Here is an 18010-nt window from a genome sequence, read left to right as displayed (position 1 = left end):
GACAGGAGGCGGCGCCGATGCGGTTTGTGGAAGCGTCCTTTGACGCGTTCGTCCAGATGGAGCTGCTTGATTTGGCCAGGGCACTGGCCAGAGACCCCGGACTGGAGCTGGAGCTTGGACTCGTGGCAAGGCTTGATCGCTCCGGCTTGAAGCCTGCGGCCATTCAGGATGCAATAACGGCGACACATGCCAGTTCGCAAAGGGAAACCGCCAGTCCCGGATACAGCTGCCGGGTAACCGTCAGCCAGCTGTGGAATATGGTTCCTGATGCGGTAAAACGGGCCGGGCTGCTTAGCGAGGTGGTGCTGCTCGCCTATGGCGCAAGCCGGTACACAGATACAAAGCTTGTGAAGGCATACCATTCGGAGCAGCAAGGACAGCCGCTGGAGAAGCTTGCCAATCAGCTGCTGGCTTTGGCTGAAATGTGGCGGCTGGAGGAGCTTTGCCGGCGTGAAAGGCCCGGAGCGGCGGAATGGCTAGAGGTGCGCCGGGCCACGCTGCTGGCCTATTACGCCGATCGGCGCAGGCTTCATGCCGATCGGGAGGAGACGGCAGAGCTTGTGCTGTTTCAACTGTTTGCCCTGCTGTATGACGCGGAATCAGTGCGCACACAACAGGACGAAGGGTTGTCTGCGCCAATAGCTGCGGCGCTTCTTGCTGCCGAGGGGCGGATTCGGCAGGCCTCCGGTATAGACGGGCTTGTGCAGGCCTGCCGGGATTTCGTGGCGGTGCTGCGGGAGCTGCAAGTGGAACGCGGCGTGCACGGCATGGTGGAGCGCGATACGCGCAGTGATTATTTTGCCCTTGGGCTCGATGAGGTTCAGCAGTCTGATGCGGAGCCGCAGCAGGAAGGGCTGCTTTACGATGATTTGACAAGGGACAACCCGTTCGTCAGCGAAGGAGATCAGCAGTTTGACGATCCGAAGCAAGCGGATGTGCGCGAGGAAAAGCAGGAGCTGTGGAGCGATGCCTCTGAGCAGCAGCTGGAGCAAACCAGCTTCCTGCGGTTTCAAATTGAGGCCGGGCTCTCCTCCAATTTGGAGGTGAACGGCCCCGCCCGAATGAGCGATCAGGGTGATCAGGCGCTGGCCCTCGCGACAGGCAGTGTACGCCAGGGGAAGCAGCCGGACCCTGCCGATCCGGAAGCGCTGCTTGCCGCAATGCAGGGGGGCGCAAATCCGGAGGCCGAGGCTCATATGGCAATGGTTAACCGGCATGCGCGTGCCATATTTGCCGCCGCTTCGGCTCCGACCGCCCTGCAGCGTTCGCAGTATCTGGATTTGCTGCCTCCTGTCAGGCCGCTGGCGCGCAAGCTGCAGCGGACGATTGAGCAGCTGCTGGAGCACCGGCGTACGGCTGTGAATGAGCATCGGCGGTTCGGGCGTCCGGGGCGGAAGCTGGAACGGCTGTATACGGAAGTCCAGCCCCGCTTGTTCCGCAAAAAACACGATCCCGATCGGCAGGTTGACGCGGCATTCCTGCTTCTGGTGGATTGCTCGGCTTCCATGGCCGATAAAATGCTTCAAACCAGACAGGGCCTGGCGCTGATGCACGAAACCTTGAGAGCGCTGGGCATCCCGCATGAGGTTATCGGATTCTGGGAAGACACGGACACTGCGGCCTCGCATGATTGGCCTAATACGTTTCAGGTCATTATGGATCATGCAGCCTGCTTCCATCCGCATAGCGGCGCAAAGCTGCTGCAGCTGGAGCCGCAGCAGGATAACCGGGACGGCTTTGCGATTCGGAGCCTGCTGCCCCGGCTCATCCCGAGGTCGGAGAAGCACAGGGTGCTAATCGTATTTACCGACGGACGGCCTTCGGCGGCGGAATATGAGCAGGAGGGAATACCGGATACGTTTGCGGCTGTCCAGCAGGCGCGCAGGGCCGGAATTGAGGTGTTCGGCGTATTCCTTGCCGCCGGAAGCATTACCGATGGGGACCGGGCAATGATGCGGGCTATATATGGCCGTTCAGCTGTCATTGTCCCCCGCATTGAAGAGCTTCCGCAGCGGATGGCGCAGGTGCTGCGGAAGCTGCTTATCGGGGCGGTATAGCGGCCTGTGGTGAACCCCGGTCATTGTCAAGCCATGCTCGCCGGGAGCTACGGGCAGTGCTGCAAGCTGCCCCCTACATAGAAATAATTCATAAGTGAAGAGGAGTAATGAGAACATGTACGGTTCACCCTTTGCTTCAAACGCCAAAAAAATGATGCTGCTCGGTTCAGGTGAGCTGGGCAAGGAAGTGATTATCGAAGCGCAGCGTCTCGGGCTTGAAACGATTGCAGTCGATCGCTACGAGAACGCGCCGGCCATGCAGGCCGCACACCGCAGTCATGTCATTGATATGCTGGATGGATCACAGCTTCGAGCCTTGATTGAACAGGAGAAGCCGGACTTGATCGTGCCTGAGATTGAAGCGATAGCTACACCCACGCTTGTCGAGCTGGAGCAGGAGGGCTACCGTGTTATCCCGACCGCGAACGCTTCCCGCCTGACAATGGATCGGGAAGGGATTCGCCGTCTGGCAGCGGAAACGCTTGGTCTTCCAACCGCCAAATATGCATTTGCGGATAGTCTGGAGGAGCTGAAGGAGGCTGTATCGCACATCGGCACTCCTTGTGTTATTAAACCGATTATGAGCTCTTCGGGCAAAGGGCAAAGCGTGTGCAAAACACCGGAAGACGTGGAAGCCTGCTGGAATGCTGCGATGGAAGGCGGGCGGGCCAAAAAGTCGCGTGTCATCGTAGAGGAATTCATTCATTTTGAGTCGGAAATTACACTGCTTACCGTGCGTTCAGCATCCGGAACTACCTATTGCCAACCGATTGGCCATGTTCAAAAGGACGGCGATTATATTGAATCCTGGCAGCCACATGCCATGAGTGAACAGCAGATTGCTGAAGCAGAGCGCATTGCCGGCGCTATTACCGAAGCGCTTGGCGGTTACGGCTTGTATGGGGTAGAGCTGTTTCTCGGCAAAGAAACCGTTTATTTCAGCGAGGTTTCCCCGCGCCCGCATGATACAGGCATGGTAACGATGGCTACACAGGACTTATCGGAGTTTGCTCTGCATGTACGGGCGATACTCGGTTTTCCGATTCCGACCGTGCGCCTTTTGACACCGGGCGCCTCCTATACACTTAAGGCCTGGAGGGAAAGCAAGCATTTTGCCGTAGAAGGGGTTGCCGAGGCTTTATCGGTTCCGAATACCCAGGTGCGCGTGTTTGGAAAGCCGGAGACGAAGGTGGGCCGTCGCATGGCTGTTGCCCTCAGCTCGGCGGACTCTGTTGAAGCTGCGCGGGAACAGGCGAGAAAAGCCGCTGAAGCCCTGAGCATCCGGTATTTGTAGGAAGCTTTTTTCTGCCTGCCGGTCATTTTTTAGAAAAAGCTTTGTTCTGCAGGTCGAAAATAATTGATTCACGCTCTTGTTGCAAGCTTGTCTATTACAAGGACCTCATTCCCGCGAAGAGTGGAAATGAGGTCCTTTACTTTACTTGATGATTCAAGCGAGTCCAGCGCCTCCCTTGAAATTAGGTAGTATTGGAAAAATAATAGTTGAGCCGTACAATGGATATTGCATGCAGCTCACGTAACCGATTCAAATGATAACGATGCTGCTGCTGCTCTTGAAAAATTCGTGCTGTAATGGCTTGCCGCTTGCTACGAAATGATGGGATGAAACGACGGTCTTTGTTACGCTCACCGGGAATAGTAGTTCAAGGTTCAAGATTCAAGGTAGACATAAAAAAAGCTGCACTAGACGTTTCCTTTTCCCAAAAAAGGAGGGGGATGTCCGGTGCGGCTTTGCGGGCTGTCGTAGCTTTGAGAAAATTGGAGTTACGAGCTTATGCTGAAGTTATGATTGAACGGCTAATTCTCGGAAAGAGATTCTCTTGCGGGCATTAAACTGTTGAAACAAAGTCAAGAGCTTATGCAGCAGGCAGCAAACGAAGTCAATGTCCCTCTTGCCCTACAGCTTCATCCCCATCCGGCTCTTATAGCGCTTAATTAAGATTTGACAATCCACGCTCATAATCCCCGGCAGCGCATAGACGACCTGCTGCAGAAACGTTTCCATTTCCTGATTATTCACAAACAAGCCGTGCATATGCAGCTTGCTGGGTCCGGTCATATGGTACAAGCTGGTGACGGACCGTTCCTCGGCCAGCCGTTCAGCCACTTCCATCAAGTACTTGGGTTCCACTTCAACGTTGAAAAAGGCGGAAACCTCTATTCCCAGCTTGGATGGGTTCACGACCATCGTAAATTTCTCAATTGTTCCGTTCTCAACCAGTGCATTAATACGTGCCTGGACACCTACCCGGGACAGTCCTACTTCTTTTGCAATATCTGTGTAAGAAGACCTTCCATTATGATGTAAGATGGACAGTATTTTTCGGTCGATTTGGTCAATTGCAGTCAAGCTTTCGTCGAATAGAAGTTTTACATCAGACATAGACGAGCCTCCTTCATATAACGTAATGGTTATGATTAGTCTAAACTAGCTGCATATTGTTTAATATATCGTCAAATTACAGCCGGATCAATATGAAGCCGAAAAAAATAAAGTTTCTTTGTTCGAAAGGTTTCACCCCGGCAGGAAAAGGACGTGACAATGAACGGGGGGAGAAAACAGGAAGGCGAACCGGATTCTCAGGCTTTTTCGAGAAAAAACGACAATGGTGTCAGGCGAGTTATGGAATCTAAATGTAAGGTAATATTACGTATCTTCATCAAAAAGCAACAAAAAGTTCAAAAACAGAAATCATAAGTCATATTATCTAACATATTTTTGTTGACGTTCAGCTTTTCATATGGTTATAATGCAAATATAAATCACCGACGTTATGAAAATTATCGTCATGGTATACATGCAAAACGTAAATGATGCATCGAAATGCCACTTTGGTTGATGATGAACTGAATTCTCCTGAAATGTATGTGAGATATAATGACATATAAGGTGTGGAGAAGGATTTGCTTCTGGGAAGGAGAATGCAGATGAGTACGGTGCACTTTGGAAATGTTCTCGTAGAGCGGGATGTTCCATGCCGCCTTCGGGATGGGATTATCCTTTACGCCGATGTATACCGCCCGGAAGGGCCGGGTCCGTTCCCGGTGCTGCTGATGCGTCAGCCTTACGGAAAGGCTATTGCATCAACAGTATCTCATGCTCATCCGACGTGGTATGCAAACCGTGGCTATCTGGTTATTATTCAAGACGTTCGCGGCTGCGGGTCGTCGGAAGGCGAATTTGTTCCGTTCGTGCATGAGGCTTCAGACGGCTACGATGCGGTGGAATGGGCTGCCGCGCTTCCGTATTCGAGCGGCCGGGTCGGGATGTACGGGTTTTCGTACCAAGGCTCGACCCAGTGGGCTGCTGCTGCTGAAAAGCCTCCGCATCTGGCTGCTATTGCGCCCGCGATGTGTGCGGCTGATATGTATCACGGCATGTTTTATCCGCACGGCCGCTTCATGCTGGAGGAGCATTTGCCATGGGCGTTTCAACTGGCTCGTGAAGCGGCGAGGAAAGCAGGAGATACGGCGGCGGAGCATTTCTGCACGCTGGTCCGCAAAAAAACGCCGGATGACCTGCTCTTGCAGACGCCAATAAACGGCGAGCATCCGATATTAAAGGCATATTTTCCTACATATGAGGATTGGACGCAGCGGCCTGCCGGTGACGCGTACTGGGAGCACTTGAACTGGCTTCCCCGACTGACAAGCAATCCGGTTCCTGCCCTTATTATCGGCGGATGGTATGATGTGTTCCTGATGGGGACGCTGCAAAGCTACGATGCACTTATCCGGGAGCTTCGTCCGGAGGACAGTTTACACTACCGCCTTATTGTGGGCCCTTGGAATCACATTCCGTGGGGACGGCGCGCAGGCGGGGTGGACCATGGCGCGGAAGCGCATGGCAACATTCATCTGGAGCAGGTTCGCTGGTTCGACTATTGGCTGAAGCAAGACCCCGAGGTCAATCTTCGGGCTGAGCCGCAGGTCCGCTATTATGAGCTGCAAAGCCGATGCTGGCGTGCGCTAGGGGAGCGGACATCGCCGTTTCGGTCCGGGGAACCGGCTCTGCGCTTGCATCTGGGAGGGACCGCACAGCCCAGCAACGGGGCTTTTGGCGGCGGATGGCTAACCAGCGGGGAAGAAGAAGCCGGCGCGGGCGCAGCGGATGTATTCGTCTACGACGCGAGGCTGCCGATGCCGCTGGAATCCTTTACCCCGCTGGATCGGAGCGGGATTGAAGATCGGCATGAGCTGCTGCTCTACACCAGCAAGCCGCTGACTTGCTCCTATAGGGTGTATGGAGCCCCGAAGCTGACCGTGGCGTATCAGACGCTTGGCGGGCCTACGGATTTGGTGGCGATTCTTACCATTGTCGAGCCGGACGGCAGCTCCCGGTTTTTATCGGTGGGGCGCACGGAAATCGACTCGGAGCAGGGAACGGATACGAACGAGTGGAAAACGGCGAACCTCGAGCTGCGGCCGCTGGCGGTCGAATTTTACGCAGGGTCATCAATACGACTGGAGCTTACCGGCAGCGCCTTTCCCATGCTGGCACGTCATCCGAACGGCATGTCAGGCCAGGTGCATCAGGCCGGTGTGAATGAGCTGCGAATTGCTACCGTAGCAATCGGCAGGGGAGAGGGCTACCAGTCGTATCTGGAGCTTCCTATCATGGAAAAGTGAGGCGATGGTTGTGAAACCGATAGGGAATGGGAGAAACGGGTGGACAGTATCGCAGACGAGCGCGGATTTGCGCAGGCCGTTTGCGGAAGCTAGACCTGTAACGATAGATGCCGCACCGCAGCGGGTAACAATGGATCTGCAGCGGACCGCAATTCTAGTTATCGATATGCAGAATGATTTTTGCTCGGAGGGGGGCTGGCTGGATCATATCGGCGCGGATTACAAAACGCTGCAATCGCCGGTAGAGCCGCTCAACAAGCTGCTGCCGGTACTGCGTTCGGCCAAGGTTCCGGTCGTATGGGTGAATTGGGGCAATCGGCCGGATCGCAGTAACCTAAGCCCGTCGGTCCTTCACGTATACAATATGGACGGCGAAAGCACGGGGATTGGCAAGCCTTTGCCGGGCAGCGGCTCCAAGGTGCTGGAGAAGGATAGCTGGAGTGCCGCTATCATTGACGATTTGAAGCCGGAGCCGCAGGATATTCGGGTGGATAAATACCGGATGAGCGGATTTTGGGATACACCTCTGGATAGCATTCTACGAAACCTGCGGGTAGATACACTGCTGTTCACCGGCGTAAATCTTGATCAATGTGTGATGGCGACGCTGCAGGATGCTGTCAACCTCGGTTATGATGCAATTTTGCTTCAGGACTGCAGTGTAACGAATTCACCGTCCTTCTGTACGGAGGCCACGCTGTACAATGTGAAGCAATGCTATGGGTTTGTGGCCCATTCCGGACAATTAATTCAGAATATTCAAACTTCATTATAGGAGGAAATCAAGATGCATCAGCCAACGGTACTTGCCGGACATTTCGAACAATGCCCTGTTTACAAAATATCAAGCAAAGACTCGAATAAATTCGTTCTGCTGTGCGACCGGGAACAGGCTCCGTTCGTGTCGGTTGTGGAGATTTTCGATGAAGGCGGTCAAACGCCGCCGAATGAACACGCCGAAGCTTATGAATACTTTTACGTGCTGGCCGGTGAAGGAATTGCGAGGGTAAACGACGCGGAAATCGATATCCGTCCCGGCTCCTACTTCATCGTTTCTCCCGGCAATACGCACGAGGTCCGCAACACCGGGAAAGGCCGGCTTTATGTACTGACAACGATGGTGCCGGATGAGAGGTTTTCCGATTTGATAAAGAACGGGCCTGCAGCCGAGCTTGATGAGGAGGACTTGAGGGTTCTGCGCGGATTGGAGGGGTAACGATGCCGGATAAATACCATGCTTTTGTGGACCCGGATCTGCGGGTAGAACCGACAGGGGAAGGAGTGCTGAGCGGCAAAACCTATGCCATCAAAGACGTGTTTCATATTCAGGGTTATGCCAATGCGGCGGGAAATCCCGACTGGCTCCGCACACATGGGCCGGCTGGCAGCAATGCAGAGGTTATAAATCGTCTTGCCCGGGCGGGGGCGGTGCTTACAGGCACAACGCATACTGACGAGCTGATGTATAGTCTGAACGGAGAAAATATCCACTACGGCACGCCTGTAAATCCGGCTGCGCCGGACCGTATTCCAGGCGGCTCCTCCAGCGGATCGGCCGTCGCCGTCGCCTCCGGCGCCGTTGATTTCGCCATCGGTACGGATACAGGCGGCTCCGTCCGCGTCCCCTCGGCGTACTGCGGCATCTACGGCTTCCGTCCGACACACGGCGTTGTTTCAGCCGACGGCCTGATCCCGCTGGCTCCAAGCTTCGACACGGTCGGCTGGATGGCCCGTACCCGCAGAACCATGCTCGATGTAGGGAATGTGCTGTGGGATGAAACGAAGCTGAACCCGCTTGAAGGAGTAGCTTCGTTCCGAAAGCTGTTTCTGGCAGAGGATTTGTGGTCCTTGGCCGATGAAGAGGCGCAGCAGGCGCTGCTCCCGCTGTTTGAAGCGTTCACCGCTCACGGCGCCGCTATTCGCCGGGTGGAGCCGTTTCTGGAGCAGCTGCCGCAATGGGCGCTCACCTTCCGGACCTTGCAGGGCCGCGAAATATGGCAGGCCCATGGGAAATGGATTTTGACCGAAAAGCCTGCTTTTGCCCCGGATATCGAGCATCGCTTTGCTTGGGCGGGCACGATTGAGGATATGGTTTGCGAGCCGATGGCCCGCAAGCGGGAGCAATTTCGCGAGCACATGAACCAGTGGCTTGGCAGTGACGGCGTACTTGTCATTCCGACAGCGCCGGGCATTGCTCCGCTGCGAGGACAGACCGGTGAAGCCTTGGAGCACCGGCGCAGCCGGACGATGCAGCTCACCTGCATTGCAGGCCTGGCTGGCTTGCCGCAGGCTACACTGCCGCTGGCAAAAGTGAACGGCTGTCCGGTCGGACTGTCCGTCATCGCCGCTCAAGGGCAGGACCGCAAGTTGCTGTCCTGGCTGGCGCAGCTGCCGCTGGCCGACTGAGCTGATAAGTAAAGGCGAGCTGCTATGAGGCGGTGTTGATCTATGGCTTGTAAGCAGGCGACGTTCGTGATAACCGGGCCGCTATTGAATTGACGAGCAGGGAAGAGGAGAGATAGTCCATGAGAATGGCTACCGTTTTATTGGAAAATAAAGAGGAAGCGGCCATTGTTACCGCCCAAGGGCTGGTCACGGTGGATACGATAAACCGCACGACGGGTTCTCTTTGGAGTACGGAGCTTCATGAGTTGCTCATGAACGGTGAATTCGAAGCGCTCCGCCGCTGGACAGCGGGCGAAGGGAAGCAGAAGCTGGACAATATGGAGGCTGTTCCGCATTCCGAGGCTGTCTATGCGCCGCTGTACCGGCATCCCCGCAAAATATGGGGCATCGGGATGAACTACGTGAAGGCTGCCGCCGAGCTGCCGCAGGGAGAGCCGGACAGCGACCCGGTCGGATTCATGAAGCCGGATACGGCGCTGATTGGCCCGGGGGATACGATTCGTCTGCCCCGGCAATCGGTGAAGCCGACGGCGGAAGGGGAGCTGGCGATTGTTATCGGCAAGCGCTGCTCGGGAATTACGGAAGCGCAGGCTCCGCAGTTCGTAGCCGGTCTGACCGCATCGCTGGACATGACGGCGGCGGACATTCATGAGCAGAACCCGCGTTATTTGACCCGGGCCAAAAGCTTTGATACGTTTTTCAGCTTCGGGCCGCAGCTGGTCACGCTGGATGAGGTTCCGGATGTGCTCGGCCTTGGAGTGGAAACATGGCAAAACGGCAGCATGCTGCACCGCAATACTGTGTTTCATATGAAATACCGCCCTTGGTTTACGGTAGCTTATTTGTCGCAGGGAATGACTCTGCTGCCGGGAGATGTGATCATGACCGGCACCCCTGGAGCGGCTGTCCTTCGTGACGGGGATATCGTAGAGTGCCGGATCGACGGATTTGCGCCGTTGCTTAACCCGGTACAAGCATAACAGGAGAGCGTCAATTCATAACAACAGATTCATAACAACAGATTCATAACAACAGAGACGGGGAGTGGAGAAGATGTTTAACCGTTACACTGGAAAAGCCTGGGATAAGCGGTTTCTACCGCGATTAAATAAGGTTCAGGTTGCAGAGCTTCCGAAGGATCGGGCGGTTGTCGTACTGCCTATCGGCGCGACCGAGCAGCATGGGCCGCATCTCCCGGCGTTCACCGATACGCTGATTGGCGAAGGCTTTTTGACATACGCGTTTGAAGAGCTTCCGGAGGAGGAGCACATCTGGCTGCTGCCAGCGCTTCCGTTCGGCAAAAGCTCGGAGCATCTGGGACATTCGGGCACCGTTACCTTCTCGGCTTCAACCATGATGAGCATGCTGATGGACATTGCCAAAAGCCTGAAGGCCAGCGGATTTCAAAAGCTGGTGCTTTTCTCGACACACGGCGGCAACGTGGACGTGCTGAACATGATGGCCCGGGACATCCGCATCGAAACCGGACTCGCCGTATTCCGTCTGGATCCCGGCTTTATGGCTTCTGAAGGCATCATTAGCGCCGAGGAGCAGGCAGTCGGCATTCACGGCGGCGAAGCGGAAACCTCCCAGGTGCTGTGGCTGAAGCCAAATTGGGTGGATATGGAGGCAGCTCCTTCAGAGATTCCGAATTATCCGCAAGGGGAGTTCCTTCAATTTAAAAAGAAAGCCTTCGCCTGGGTAGTGGATGACCTCTCCCATAGCGGCATCTCGGGGAACGCCAAGCAGGCGACAATCGAAACAGGCCGGAAAATTTTTGAAAATGGCGGCAAGCTGATTGCCCGGGGACTGCTGGAAATCGCCAGGTTCGACATGGCCAGCGTGAAGGTGCCGTCCCTGGAAGTGAAATGATAATCGCGCGTCTCTAAGCTTCACCGGACCTTAGCTCTGGTAAACAGGTCAACACATCAACACATATAGACACATGGGGAGAGAGTGCCAATGGCGATTGCATGGGAGAAGGAAATGGCGGATCTGCTCGGCGCAGACCGTGTTGTCAGTGATGAGGCTACTGTGGAGAAGCTGTCCAAGGATTACTATTGGTATTCGCCTGTCCTGGACAGCAAGCTGAAAGGCAAGGTCGCTGACGGCGTGGTCGTCGTCAAATCCGAGCAGGACGTCGAGGCGGTGCTCGCCTACGCTTACCGAAACAGCATTCCGGTAACGGTTCGGGGTGCGGGGACGGGCAACTACGGCCAAGCGGTTCCTCTGGAAGGCGGCATTTTGCTGGATTTGAGCAAGCTTGATTCGATATTGGAAATCGGCGACGGCTATACCCGGGTACAGTGCGGCGTGAAGATGGGCGTCATGGAGAAAAAAGCCCGTGAGACGGGACAGGAGCTTCGTATTTTTCCGAGCACCTTCATGGTGGCGACCATCGGCGGCTTCGTCAGCGGCGGATCAGGGGGACTGGGCTCTATTACCTGGGGGAATCTGTGGGACGGCAATGTGCTGGAAGCTGTCATTTATACGATGGAAGAGCGCCCGCGCCGCCTGGTAATTAAGGGTGAAGATTTGTTCGATTACATTCACAGCTATGGAACGACAGGGATTATGACGGAGCTGACCATTCCGCTGGCCCCGCGCCACGAGTGGCTGCAAACCGTTTTCCACTTTGATTCGTACGAGGCGGCGGCACGGTTTAGTGAAGCGGTCGCGCTGGATGAATCGATTCGGAAGCGTCTGGTCAGCTCGATGGAATGGCCGATACCCGAGTATTTCACTCCGCTGTCCAAGCATCTGGAACGGGAGGCCGCTGCGGTTCTCCTGGAAACCGAGGACGGCACGCTGGAGGCTCTGGAGGCCTATGCCGGGCAGTTTGGAGGCCGCAGGGGCCACACAGTTCCGGCCGAGAAATACAAGAAGACGGTCAGCCTGTCCGATTTCACCTGGAACCATACAACGCTGTGGGCGCTTAAAACTGACCCGACCATAACGTACCTGCAGGCTTCCTTCAAATTACACAGCTATTTGGAGCAGTTCCATCTCCTGAAGGAAACATTCGGGGATGAGGTTCTGATTCATAATGAGTGGATGAGAGCGGGCGGACGGCTGATTCCGGTTATGATTCCGCTGGTCCGGTATACGACCCAGGCGCGGCTGTACGACATTATCGATTTCTTCGAAGCCAACGATATGAGGGTGTCCAATCCGCATACGTGGGTCGTCAATGAGGCCCGGTTCGGCGAGTTTGACCGCATGGAACGGACGAAGCTTATTAATGACCCGCGCCGGCTGCTGAATCCGGGCAAAATCAACTTGTAGCCAGTCAACCAGTCAGAGGCCTTTAAAGGGGGTGAGCAAGCATGAAACGTACTAACAGCCTGCATCTGGTCAATGTGAGGCTCCCGTTAAAGGATGAGACCAAGCTGTATGAATTAAAGGCAGAGGAGGGGGTATGGCTCTCGATTGCTGAGCAGACGGGGACTATGGAGTTTCATCCTGCGGGACTTGTTCCGCTGAGCTCCGTTGCTCCGGGCGGATCGCCCTCGCAAATGATTGATGCGCAGGGAAGGATACTGCTGCCGGGCTTTGTCGATATGCACATGCATCTGGACAAAGCGACTTCGCTTCGCACGGTCGGGAATGTAACGGGAACGCTGGGTGAAGCCATTCAAAATTACAGCGCTCATGTGGCCGGGTTCAGCAAGGACGAAATTAAGCGCCGTATCATTAGCACCGCGCTTCAGGCGTTATCTCACGGAACGACTCATATCCGGACGCATCTGGATTTCCATCTCCGTCTGGGCAAGGATATTGCATTCCGTACGATGGAGGCCGCTCTGGAAGCAAGGGAATTATTGCAGGACTACGTGGAGCTGCAGCTGTTTCCGATGTGCCCTTACGATGAATTGTCCGGCGAAAGCCTGGATGCCGCCGAGGAGCTGCTCCGGCTTGGCATGGATGGGCTGGGAGGGGCGCCGCATCTGGGACCTGAACCGGAGCCTGCGATTAAGAAGCTGTTTGCCCTTGCGGTAAAGCATGGCAAATTCGTGGACCTTCATGCCGATGAGAGTGACGATCCGGCGCGGCGCACGGTGGTCACGATTGCCCAAGAAACCCTGCGCCATGAGTATCAAGGGCGGGTCGTGGCTGGACATTTGTGCTCCTTGTCGGCCATGCCGCCGGAGGAGGCGGCCGGAATTATTGCTTTGATGGCCGAAGCCAGAATAGGGGCGGTCACCCTGCCCGCAGCAAATATGTATTTGCAAGGACGGGAGGATACAGGGCCTTTCCGCCGGGGGGTAACCCGGGTGAAGGAGCTGCTCGGCGCATCCGTTCCGCTGGCAACGGCATCCGATAATGTCCAGGACCCGTTTCATCCCTTTGGGCGGGCCGATATGCTGCAAATCGGACTTCTTACCGCCTACGCGGCACAGCTGGGGAGTCCGGCCGAGCTGCGCCAGCTGCTCCGGATGATGACAGAGACGCCTGCGGCCAATATGGGCCTTATCGGCTATGGCGTAGCGGAGGGCCGTCCAGCGACATTTGTCATTACCGACGCAAGCAGCATACACGAGCTGTTCGTCGGGCAATCGCCGTCCAGATGGGTTGGGGTGAAGGGACGGTTTGTCCACGCAACGGCAAGCCGGACATGGAGCGCCGGCGGCATAGATCATATTCGGAATACATTTGACATCATTAAAAAATTAAAGAGAGATTGTGGAGGAGACATACGATGATGAAAAAACAAAATGGATTCCGTTTTTCGGGTAAATTGGTGTTAGCTGCGGTATTAATGGGGACTGCTGTTCTCTCGGGATGTGCTTCCGGCAAGCAAGCCGAACCGGCTGCCAACGGGACCGGGACGACGGAGAAGAAGCTGACCGCGGTCAAGCAAGTGACGAACTGGTATGCTCAGCCGGAGCACGGCGGCAACTATGCGGCGGACCTGAAGGGCTTTTATAAAGAAGCGGGCCTCGATATGACGATTCAATCCGGCGGTCCGGGCGTGTCGGCAACGCAAATCGTAGCTTCGGGCATGGCTCAATTCGGAATGGGGCAAATGGATGAGCTGCTGCTTGCGCGCCAGAACGGGATTCCGCTCGTTGCCGTTTTGGGAACCTTCCAAAAAAGCCCGCAATCGCTCTTGTTCCACAAAGGCGAGAACATTAAAAACGCTGGCGATCTCAACGGACGCAAAGTGTATGTAGCCAGCGGCGCCTCCTACTGGGAATACTACAAGCACAAATATGACCTGAGCAAAACGACAGAGCTGAAGTACACCGGAGACCTGTCCAGCTTCATCAACGACAAATCCGCCGTTGTTCAAAGCTACATTACCTCCGAACCGTACGTGCTGAAGCAAAAGGGGATAGAAACCGAATATTTGCTGAACGCGGATCAAGGCTACACCTTGTATGGCAACGTGATGTTCACCACCGAAGCGTATATTAAGGATCACCCGCAAGAGGTGAAGGCGTTCGTTGAAGCAACTGTCAAAGGCTGGGATTACTTCAAGGATCATTCATCCGAAATCAACACCTACATCAAAGAGAAAAATCCGGATAACCCGATGGATGTAATGGAGTACGGCGCCAAAGCGCTGCAGCCGCTTGTTTATGAGGGCGATGCCGCAACACACGGTGTCGGTTACATGAGCAAAGAGCGCTGGGAGCAACTGAATAAACAGCTTGTGGAGATCGGCCTGCTGAAAGCGCCGCAGGATGTATCGAAAGTATTTACAACGGAGTTCTTGCCGAAAAAATAAGTAAATGATTTGATAGATAACGGCTCGTCAGCAGCCGTTATCTTTTTTATTTTTTCGAACCTTTTCCCGTTCTATGGCGAGCAGATCTCGGATGTGTTATAGCTCAGGGGAACAGGGGGCTTATAGGAATCTGTGGAATGCAAAGAGACACGGCTTTCCTGGAAAGCAATGAAAATCCATTAAGACCGGATTGTTTCAGTTATGGCGAAACCAATTGTTGTGCAGCCCCTATGTTCTTAAACAGGATTCCGTTATAATAATGGGATGACATTGATGAAGCAGAGGAGTGCGCTTAATGAAGGCTTATCTGGATTTATTGCAGGATATTATGGACCATGGGGTGGAAAAAGAGGACCGTACGGGCACCGGCACCATCTCGGTGTTCGGCCGGCAGCTCCGTTTTGATTTGTCCCAGGGCTTTCCGCTGGTGACAACGAAGAAAGTGCATCTGAAATCAATTATTTATGAGCTGCTCTGGTTTTTACGCGGCGATACGAATGTCAAATATTTGCAGGATCATGGGGTAAGCATCTGGGATGAATGGGCTGACAGCGAAGGCAATCTCGGACCGGTATACGGTCATCAATGGCGTTCCTGGAGCGGATCGGATGGAGAGACGATTGACCAAATCAAAATTCTTCTGGATCAGCTGCGTACAAACCCGGATTCGCGCCGTCTCATTGTCAGTGCCTGGAACGTGGCGGATTTGCCGGAAATGGCGCTGGCGCCGTGCCACTGCTTGTTCCAGTTTTACGTGTCGAACGGGAAATTGTCCTGCCAGCTGTATCAACGCAGCGCGGACGTATTCCTCGGCGTTCCGTTTAACATCGCTTCCTACGCGCTCCTGACGATGATGATTGCACAGGCGGCGGGGCTGCAGCCGGGGGATTTCGTCCATACGTTCGGCGATGTGCACATTTATTCGAATCATATCGAGCAGGTCAAGCTGCAGCTCAGCCGTGAGCCTAAGGCGCTGCCAGTTATGAAGCTGAACCCTGACGTGAAGGATTTGTTCGCTTTTGAATACGAGGACTTTACGCTGGAAGGCTATGATCCGCATCCCCGCATCAAGGCGGAGGTGGCGGTATGAGCTTGTCCCTCATCTGGGCAATGGGAAGCAACCGGGTTATTGGCATCAATAATGCGATGCCTTGGCGGCTCCCCTCCGACATGCAGCACTTTATCCGCACAACCCGGGGCCACACCGTGCTGATGGGCCGGAAAACCTTCGAATCGATTGGCAGCAAGCCGCTGCCCAAACGCCATAATGTGGTGCTGACAAGGGATGAATCGTTTCAAGCCCCGGAGGGCGTCACCGTCCTTCATTCGCTGGATGAAGGACTGGCACTGGCTGCAAACGAAGATGTGATCTGTATGGGCGGCGCGGACATTTATACGAAGCTGCTGCCTCAGGCGGACCGTTTGTACATGACGGTGATACATCACGATTTCGAGGGGGATGCTTTTTTCCCGGAGATTGATATGGCCGAGTGGCGGCTGGTGTCTGAAGCGGAAGGTGTTGTGGATGAGGAGAACGTCTATCCGCATACGTTTTATGTGTATGACCGCATAAGGGATTAACGGATAAAAAACCGAGGCCATAAACGAAGCAGCCTGATACCGAAGGACAAGCCTTCGCGTGTTCGGGCTGCTTTTTTTAGGCAGGGGCATAGCTTTTTGTGATTCTAAGCGGTCTATCGCTATGCCATGAATACAAGCTTTTGATGTGTGTAATGTCTCAATCGGCAGCTAACCAGTGGAAGCAATGGAACAACCGTATGGGCTGCTTAGCCGCGGGAGTACGCGTGGCTATCGCTTAGTCCGCGAAGCGGCCCAGAACAATGACGGCATTGTGGCCGCCAAAACCGAAGGAATTGGACATGCCGATGTTCAGCCTGGCTTCACGGGCCTTATTCGGGACATAATCCAAATCGCAATCGGGATCGGGCTGCTCCAGATTGATGGTGGGCGGTATGATGCCCGTGCGGAGGCTTTGGATAAGCGCAATCGCTTCTGCTCCGCCGGCTGCCCCAAGCATATGGCCCGTCATCGATTTGTTGGCTGTCACCGGAATCCGGTAAGCCTGGTCGCCGAAGGTAGTTTTGATCGCTTGCGTTTCCGATTTGTCGCCGACCTCTGTGCTTGTAGCATGCGCGCTAATGACATCGATTTGGTCCGGCCGGAGCTTGGCGTCCCGCAATGCCGCTCTCATCGCTTGAGCGGCCCCAATCCCTTCGGGGTGGGTGGCTACCATGTGGTAAGCGTCGGAGCTGGCTCCGTAGCCGAGCACCTCGGCATAGATGCGGCTGTTTCTGCGCCGGGCATGAGGCAAAGACTCCAGCACGACGATGCCTGCGCCTTCGGCCATGACGAAGCCGTCGCGTCCCGCATCGAACGGTCTGCTTGCCAGATGCGGCGCGTCATTGCGGGTGGACACGGCGGTGGCGCTGCTGAAGCTGGCCAGCGCAATGTCGGTCACTGCCGCTTCGGTCCCGCCGGCAATCACCACATCCGCCGCGCCGGACCGGATAAGCCGCATCGCTTCACCGATGGCGGTATTACCGATCGAACAGGCGGTTGCCGGGGCCAGCGTCGGGCCCGTCAGGCCGAACCTGATGCTAATCATCGCAGCCGCCATGTTGGCAATCATCATCGGCACCAGCGTCGGGCTAACGCGTTCAGGCCCCCGCTGAAGCATTGTGTGGTGCTGATCGAGCAGGGTCTGGATACCGCCAATGCCGGAGCCGACATAAACGCCAATCCGTTCCCGGTCCGCTTCATCCAGAGAAAGCCCGGCATCCTCCAGCGCTTGCTGCGCGGCCGCCAGAGCGAACTGGCAAAACCGGTCCATCCGACGCGCTTCCTTGCGGCCAAACAGCGCTTCCGCGTCGAAATTTTGCACCATTCCGGCAATTTGGGATTTGTGCCGGGCAGTATCAAAAGATTGTATGGCTGAAATCCCTGATTTGCCCGCTGCGAGATGATCCCAGAACGTTCCTGCGTCATTTCCCAGCGGTGAAATGATGCCCAAGCCTGTTACAACAACACGTTCCATTCTATAAGCCTCCCTTGTCATGCATAAGCTAAGGACTATATTCCCACGTAATTTATCCTATTACAAGTTATTGTTTATCCTAGTATAATAGATACCAGCATACTGTTGATGAAG

General features: G+C 55.1%; 15 protein-coding genes. 13 read left to right on the top strand and 2 right to left on the bottom strand.

Annotated features, from left to right (window positions below; genetic code table 11):
* Window positions 1–17: 17 nt before the first annotated feature.
* Both WBG83_RS01125 and purT read left to right on the top strand, forming a co-directional pair.
* Complete coding sequence (locus WBG83_RS01125; RefSeq protein ID WP_336741896.1) at window positions 18–2057, top strand: vWA domain-containing protein; 2040 nt, start codon at window positions 18–20, stop codon at window positions 2055–2057.
* Window positions 2058–2172: 115 nt separating this feature from the next.
* Window positions 2173–3351 carry a formate-dependent phosphoribosylglycinamide formyltransferase gene (gene purT, locus WBG83_RS01120; protein ID WP_336741894.1) on the top strand — a complete coding sequence of 393 codons (1179 nt, stop codon included), beginning with the start codon at window positions 2173–2175 and terminating at the stop codon, window positions 3349–3351.
* 621 nt (window positions 3352–3972) lie between these two features.
* On the opposite strand, the gene WBG83_RS01115 is transcribed toward purT, so the two are convergent.
* Entirely contained in the window at window positions 3973–4458 is a 486-nt protein-coding gene (locus WBG83_RS01115; RefSeq protein ID WP_336741892.1) for an Lrp/AsnC family transcriptional regulator, read from the bottom strand.
* Between the two features lie 545 nt (window positions 4459–5003).
* On the opposite strand from WBG83_RS01115, the gene WBG83_RS01110 reads away from it, so the two are divergent.
* The 11 genes from WBG83_RS01110 to WBG83_RS01060 all read left to right on the top strand — a co-directional run bounded on the left by WBG83_RS01110 (window position 5004) and on the right by WBG83_RS01060 (window position 16422).
* Window positions 5004–6704, top strand: coding sequence for a CocE/NonD family hydrolase (locus tag WBG83_RS01110; RefSeq protein WP_336741891.1), 1701 nt, complete (start codon window positions 5004–5006; stop codon window positions 6702–6704).
* Window positions 6705–6714: 10 nt separating this feature from the next.
* Complete coding sequence (locus WBG83_RS01105) at window positions 6715–7479, top strand: cysteine hydrolase family protein (RefSeq protein ID WP_336741889.1); 765 nt, start codon at window positions 6715–6717, stop codon at window positions 7477–7479.
* Window positions 7480–7491: 12 nt separating this feature from the next.
* Entirely contained in the window at window positions 7492–7920 is a 429-nt protein-coding gene (locus WBG83_RS01100; protein ID WP_336741887.1) for a cupin domain-containing protein, read from the top strand.
* 2 nt (window positions 7921–7922) lie between these two features.
* A complete protein-coding gene (locus tag WBG83_RS01095; protein ID WP_336741885.1) occupies window positions 7923–9110 on the top strand; it encodes an amidase in 1188 nt (395 codons plus the stop codon).
* 119 nt (window positions 9111–9229) lie between these two features.
* On the top strand, window positions 9230–10090 hold the full coding sequence (locus tag WBG83_RS01090; protein ID WP_336741884.1) for a fumarylacetoacetate hydrolase family protein: 861 nt from the start codon (window positions 9230–9232) through the stop codon (window positions 10088–10090).
* A gap of 73 nt (window positions 10091–10163) precedes the next feature.
* Window positions 10164–10982: a creatininase family protein gene (locus WBG83_RS01085; RefSeq protein ID WP_336741882.1), complete on the top strand. Its 819-nt coding sequence runs from the start codon at window positions 10164–10166 to the stop codon at window positions 10980–10982.
* A gap of 90 nt (window positions 10983–11072) precedes the next feature.
* Window positions 11073–12395: an FAD-binding oxidoreductase gene (locus WBG83_RS01080; RefSeq protein WP_336741880.1), complete on the top strand. Its 1323-nt coding sequence runs from the start codon at window positions 11073–11075 to the stop codon at window positions 12393–12395.
* A 41-nt stretch (window positions 12396–12436) separates the two neighbouring features.
* Window positions 12437–13813, top strand: a complete 1377-nt coding sequence (locus WBG83_RS01075) for an amidohydrolase family protein (protein WP_336741878.1) — start codon at window positions 12437–12439, stop codon at window positions 13811–13813.
* Window positions 13810–14841 carry an ABC transporter substrate-binding protein gene (locus WBG83_RS01070; RefSeq protein ID WP_336741876.1) on the top strand — a complete coding sequence of 344 codons (1032 nt, stop codon included), beginning with the start codon at window positions 13810–13812 and terminating at the stop codon, window positions 14839–14841. Before WBG83_RS01075 ends, WBG83_RS01070 begins: the two co-directional genes overlap by 4 nt.
* Before the next feature lie 295 nt (window positions 14842–15136).
* On the top strand, window positions 15137–15931 hold the full coding sequence (locus tag WBG83_RS01065; RefSeq protein ID WP_336741874.1) for a thymidylate synthase: 795 nt from the start codon (window positions 15137–15139) through the stop codon (window positions 15929–15931).
* Window positions 15928–16422: a dihydrofolate reductase gene (locus WBG83_RS01060; RefSeq protein ID WP_336741872.1), complete on the top strand. Its 495-nt coding sequence runs from the start codon at window positions 15928–15930 to the stop codon at window positions 16420–16422. Before WBG83_RS01065 ends, WBG83_RS01060 begins: the two co-directional genes overlap by 4 nt.
* 235 nt (window positions 16423–16657) lie before the next feature.
* On the opposite strand, the gene fabF is transcribed toward WBG83_RS01060, so the two are convergent.
* Entirely contained in the window at window positions 16658–17896 is a 1239-nt protein-coding gene (fabF, locus tag WBG83_RS01055) for a beta-ketoacyl-ACP synthase II (RefSeq protein WP_336741870.1), read from the bottom strand.
* Window positions 17897–18010 lie beyond the last annotated feature (114 nt).

Origin of the sequence: Paenibacillus sp. y28 (assembly GCF_037137075.1) — a bacterium.
In the GTDB taxonomy this organism is placed as follows: Bacteria; Bacillota; Bacilli; order Paenibacillales; family NBRC-103111; genus JBBBNV01.
The sequence above is the reverse complement of the archived record's forward strand: the minus strand, read 5'-3'. Positions and strand labels throughout refer to the sequence as shown.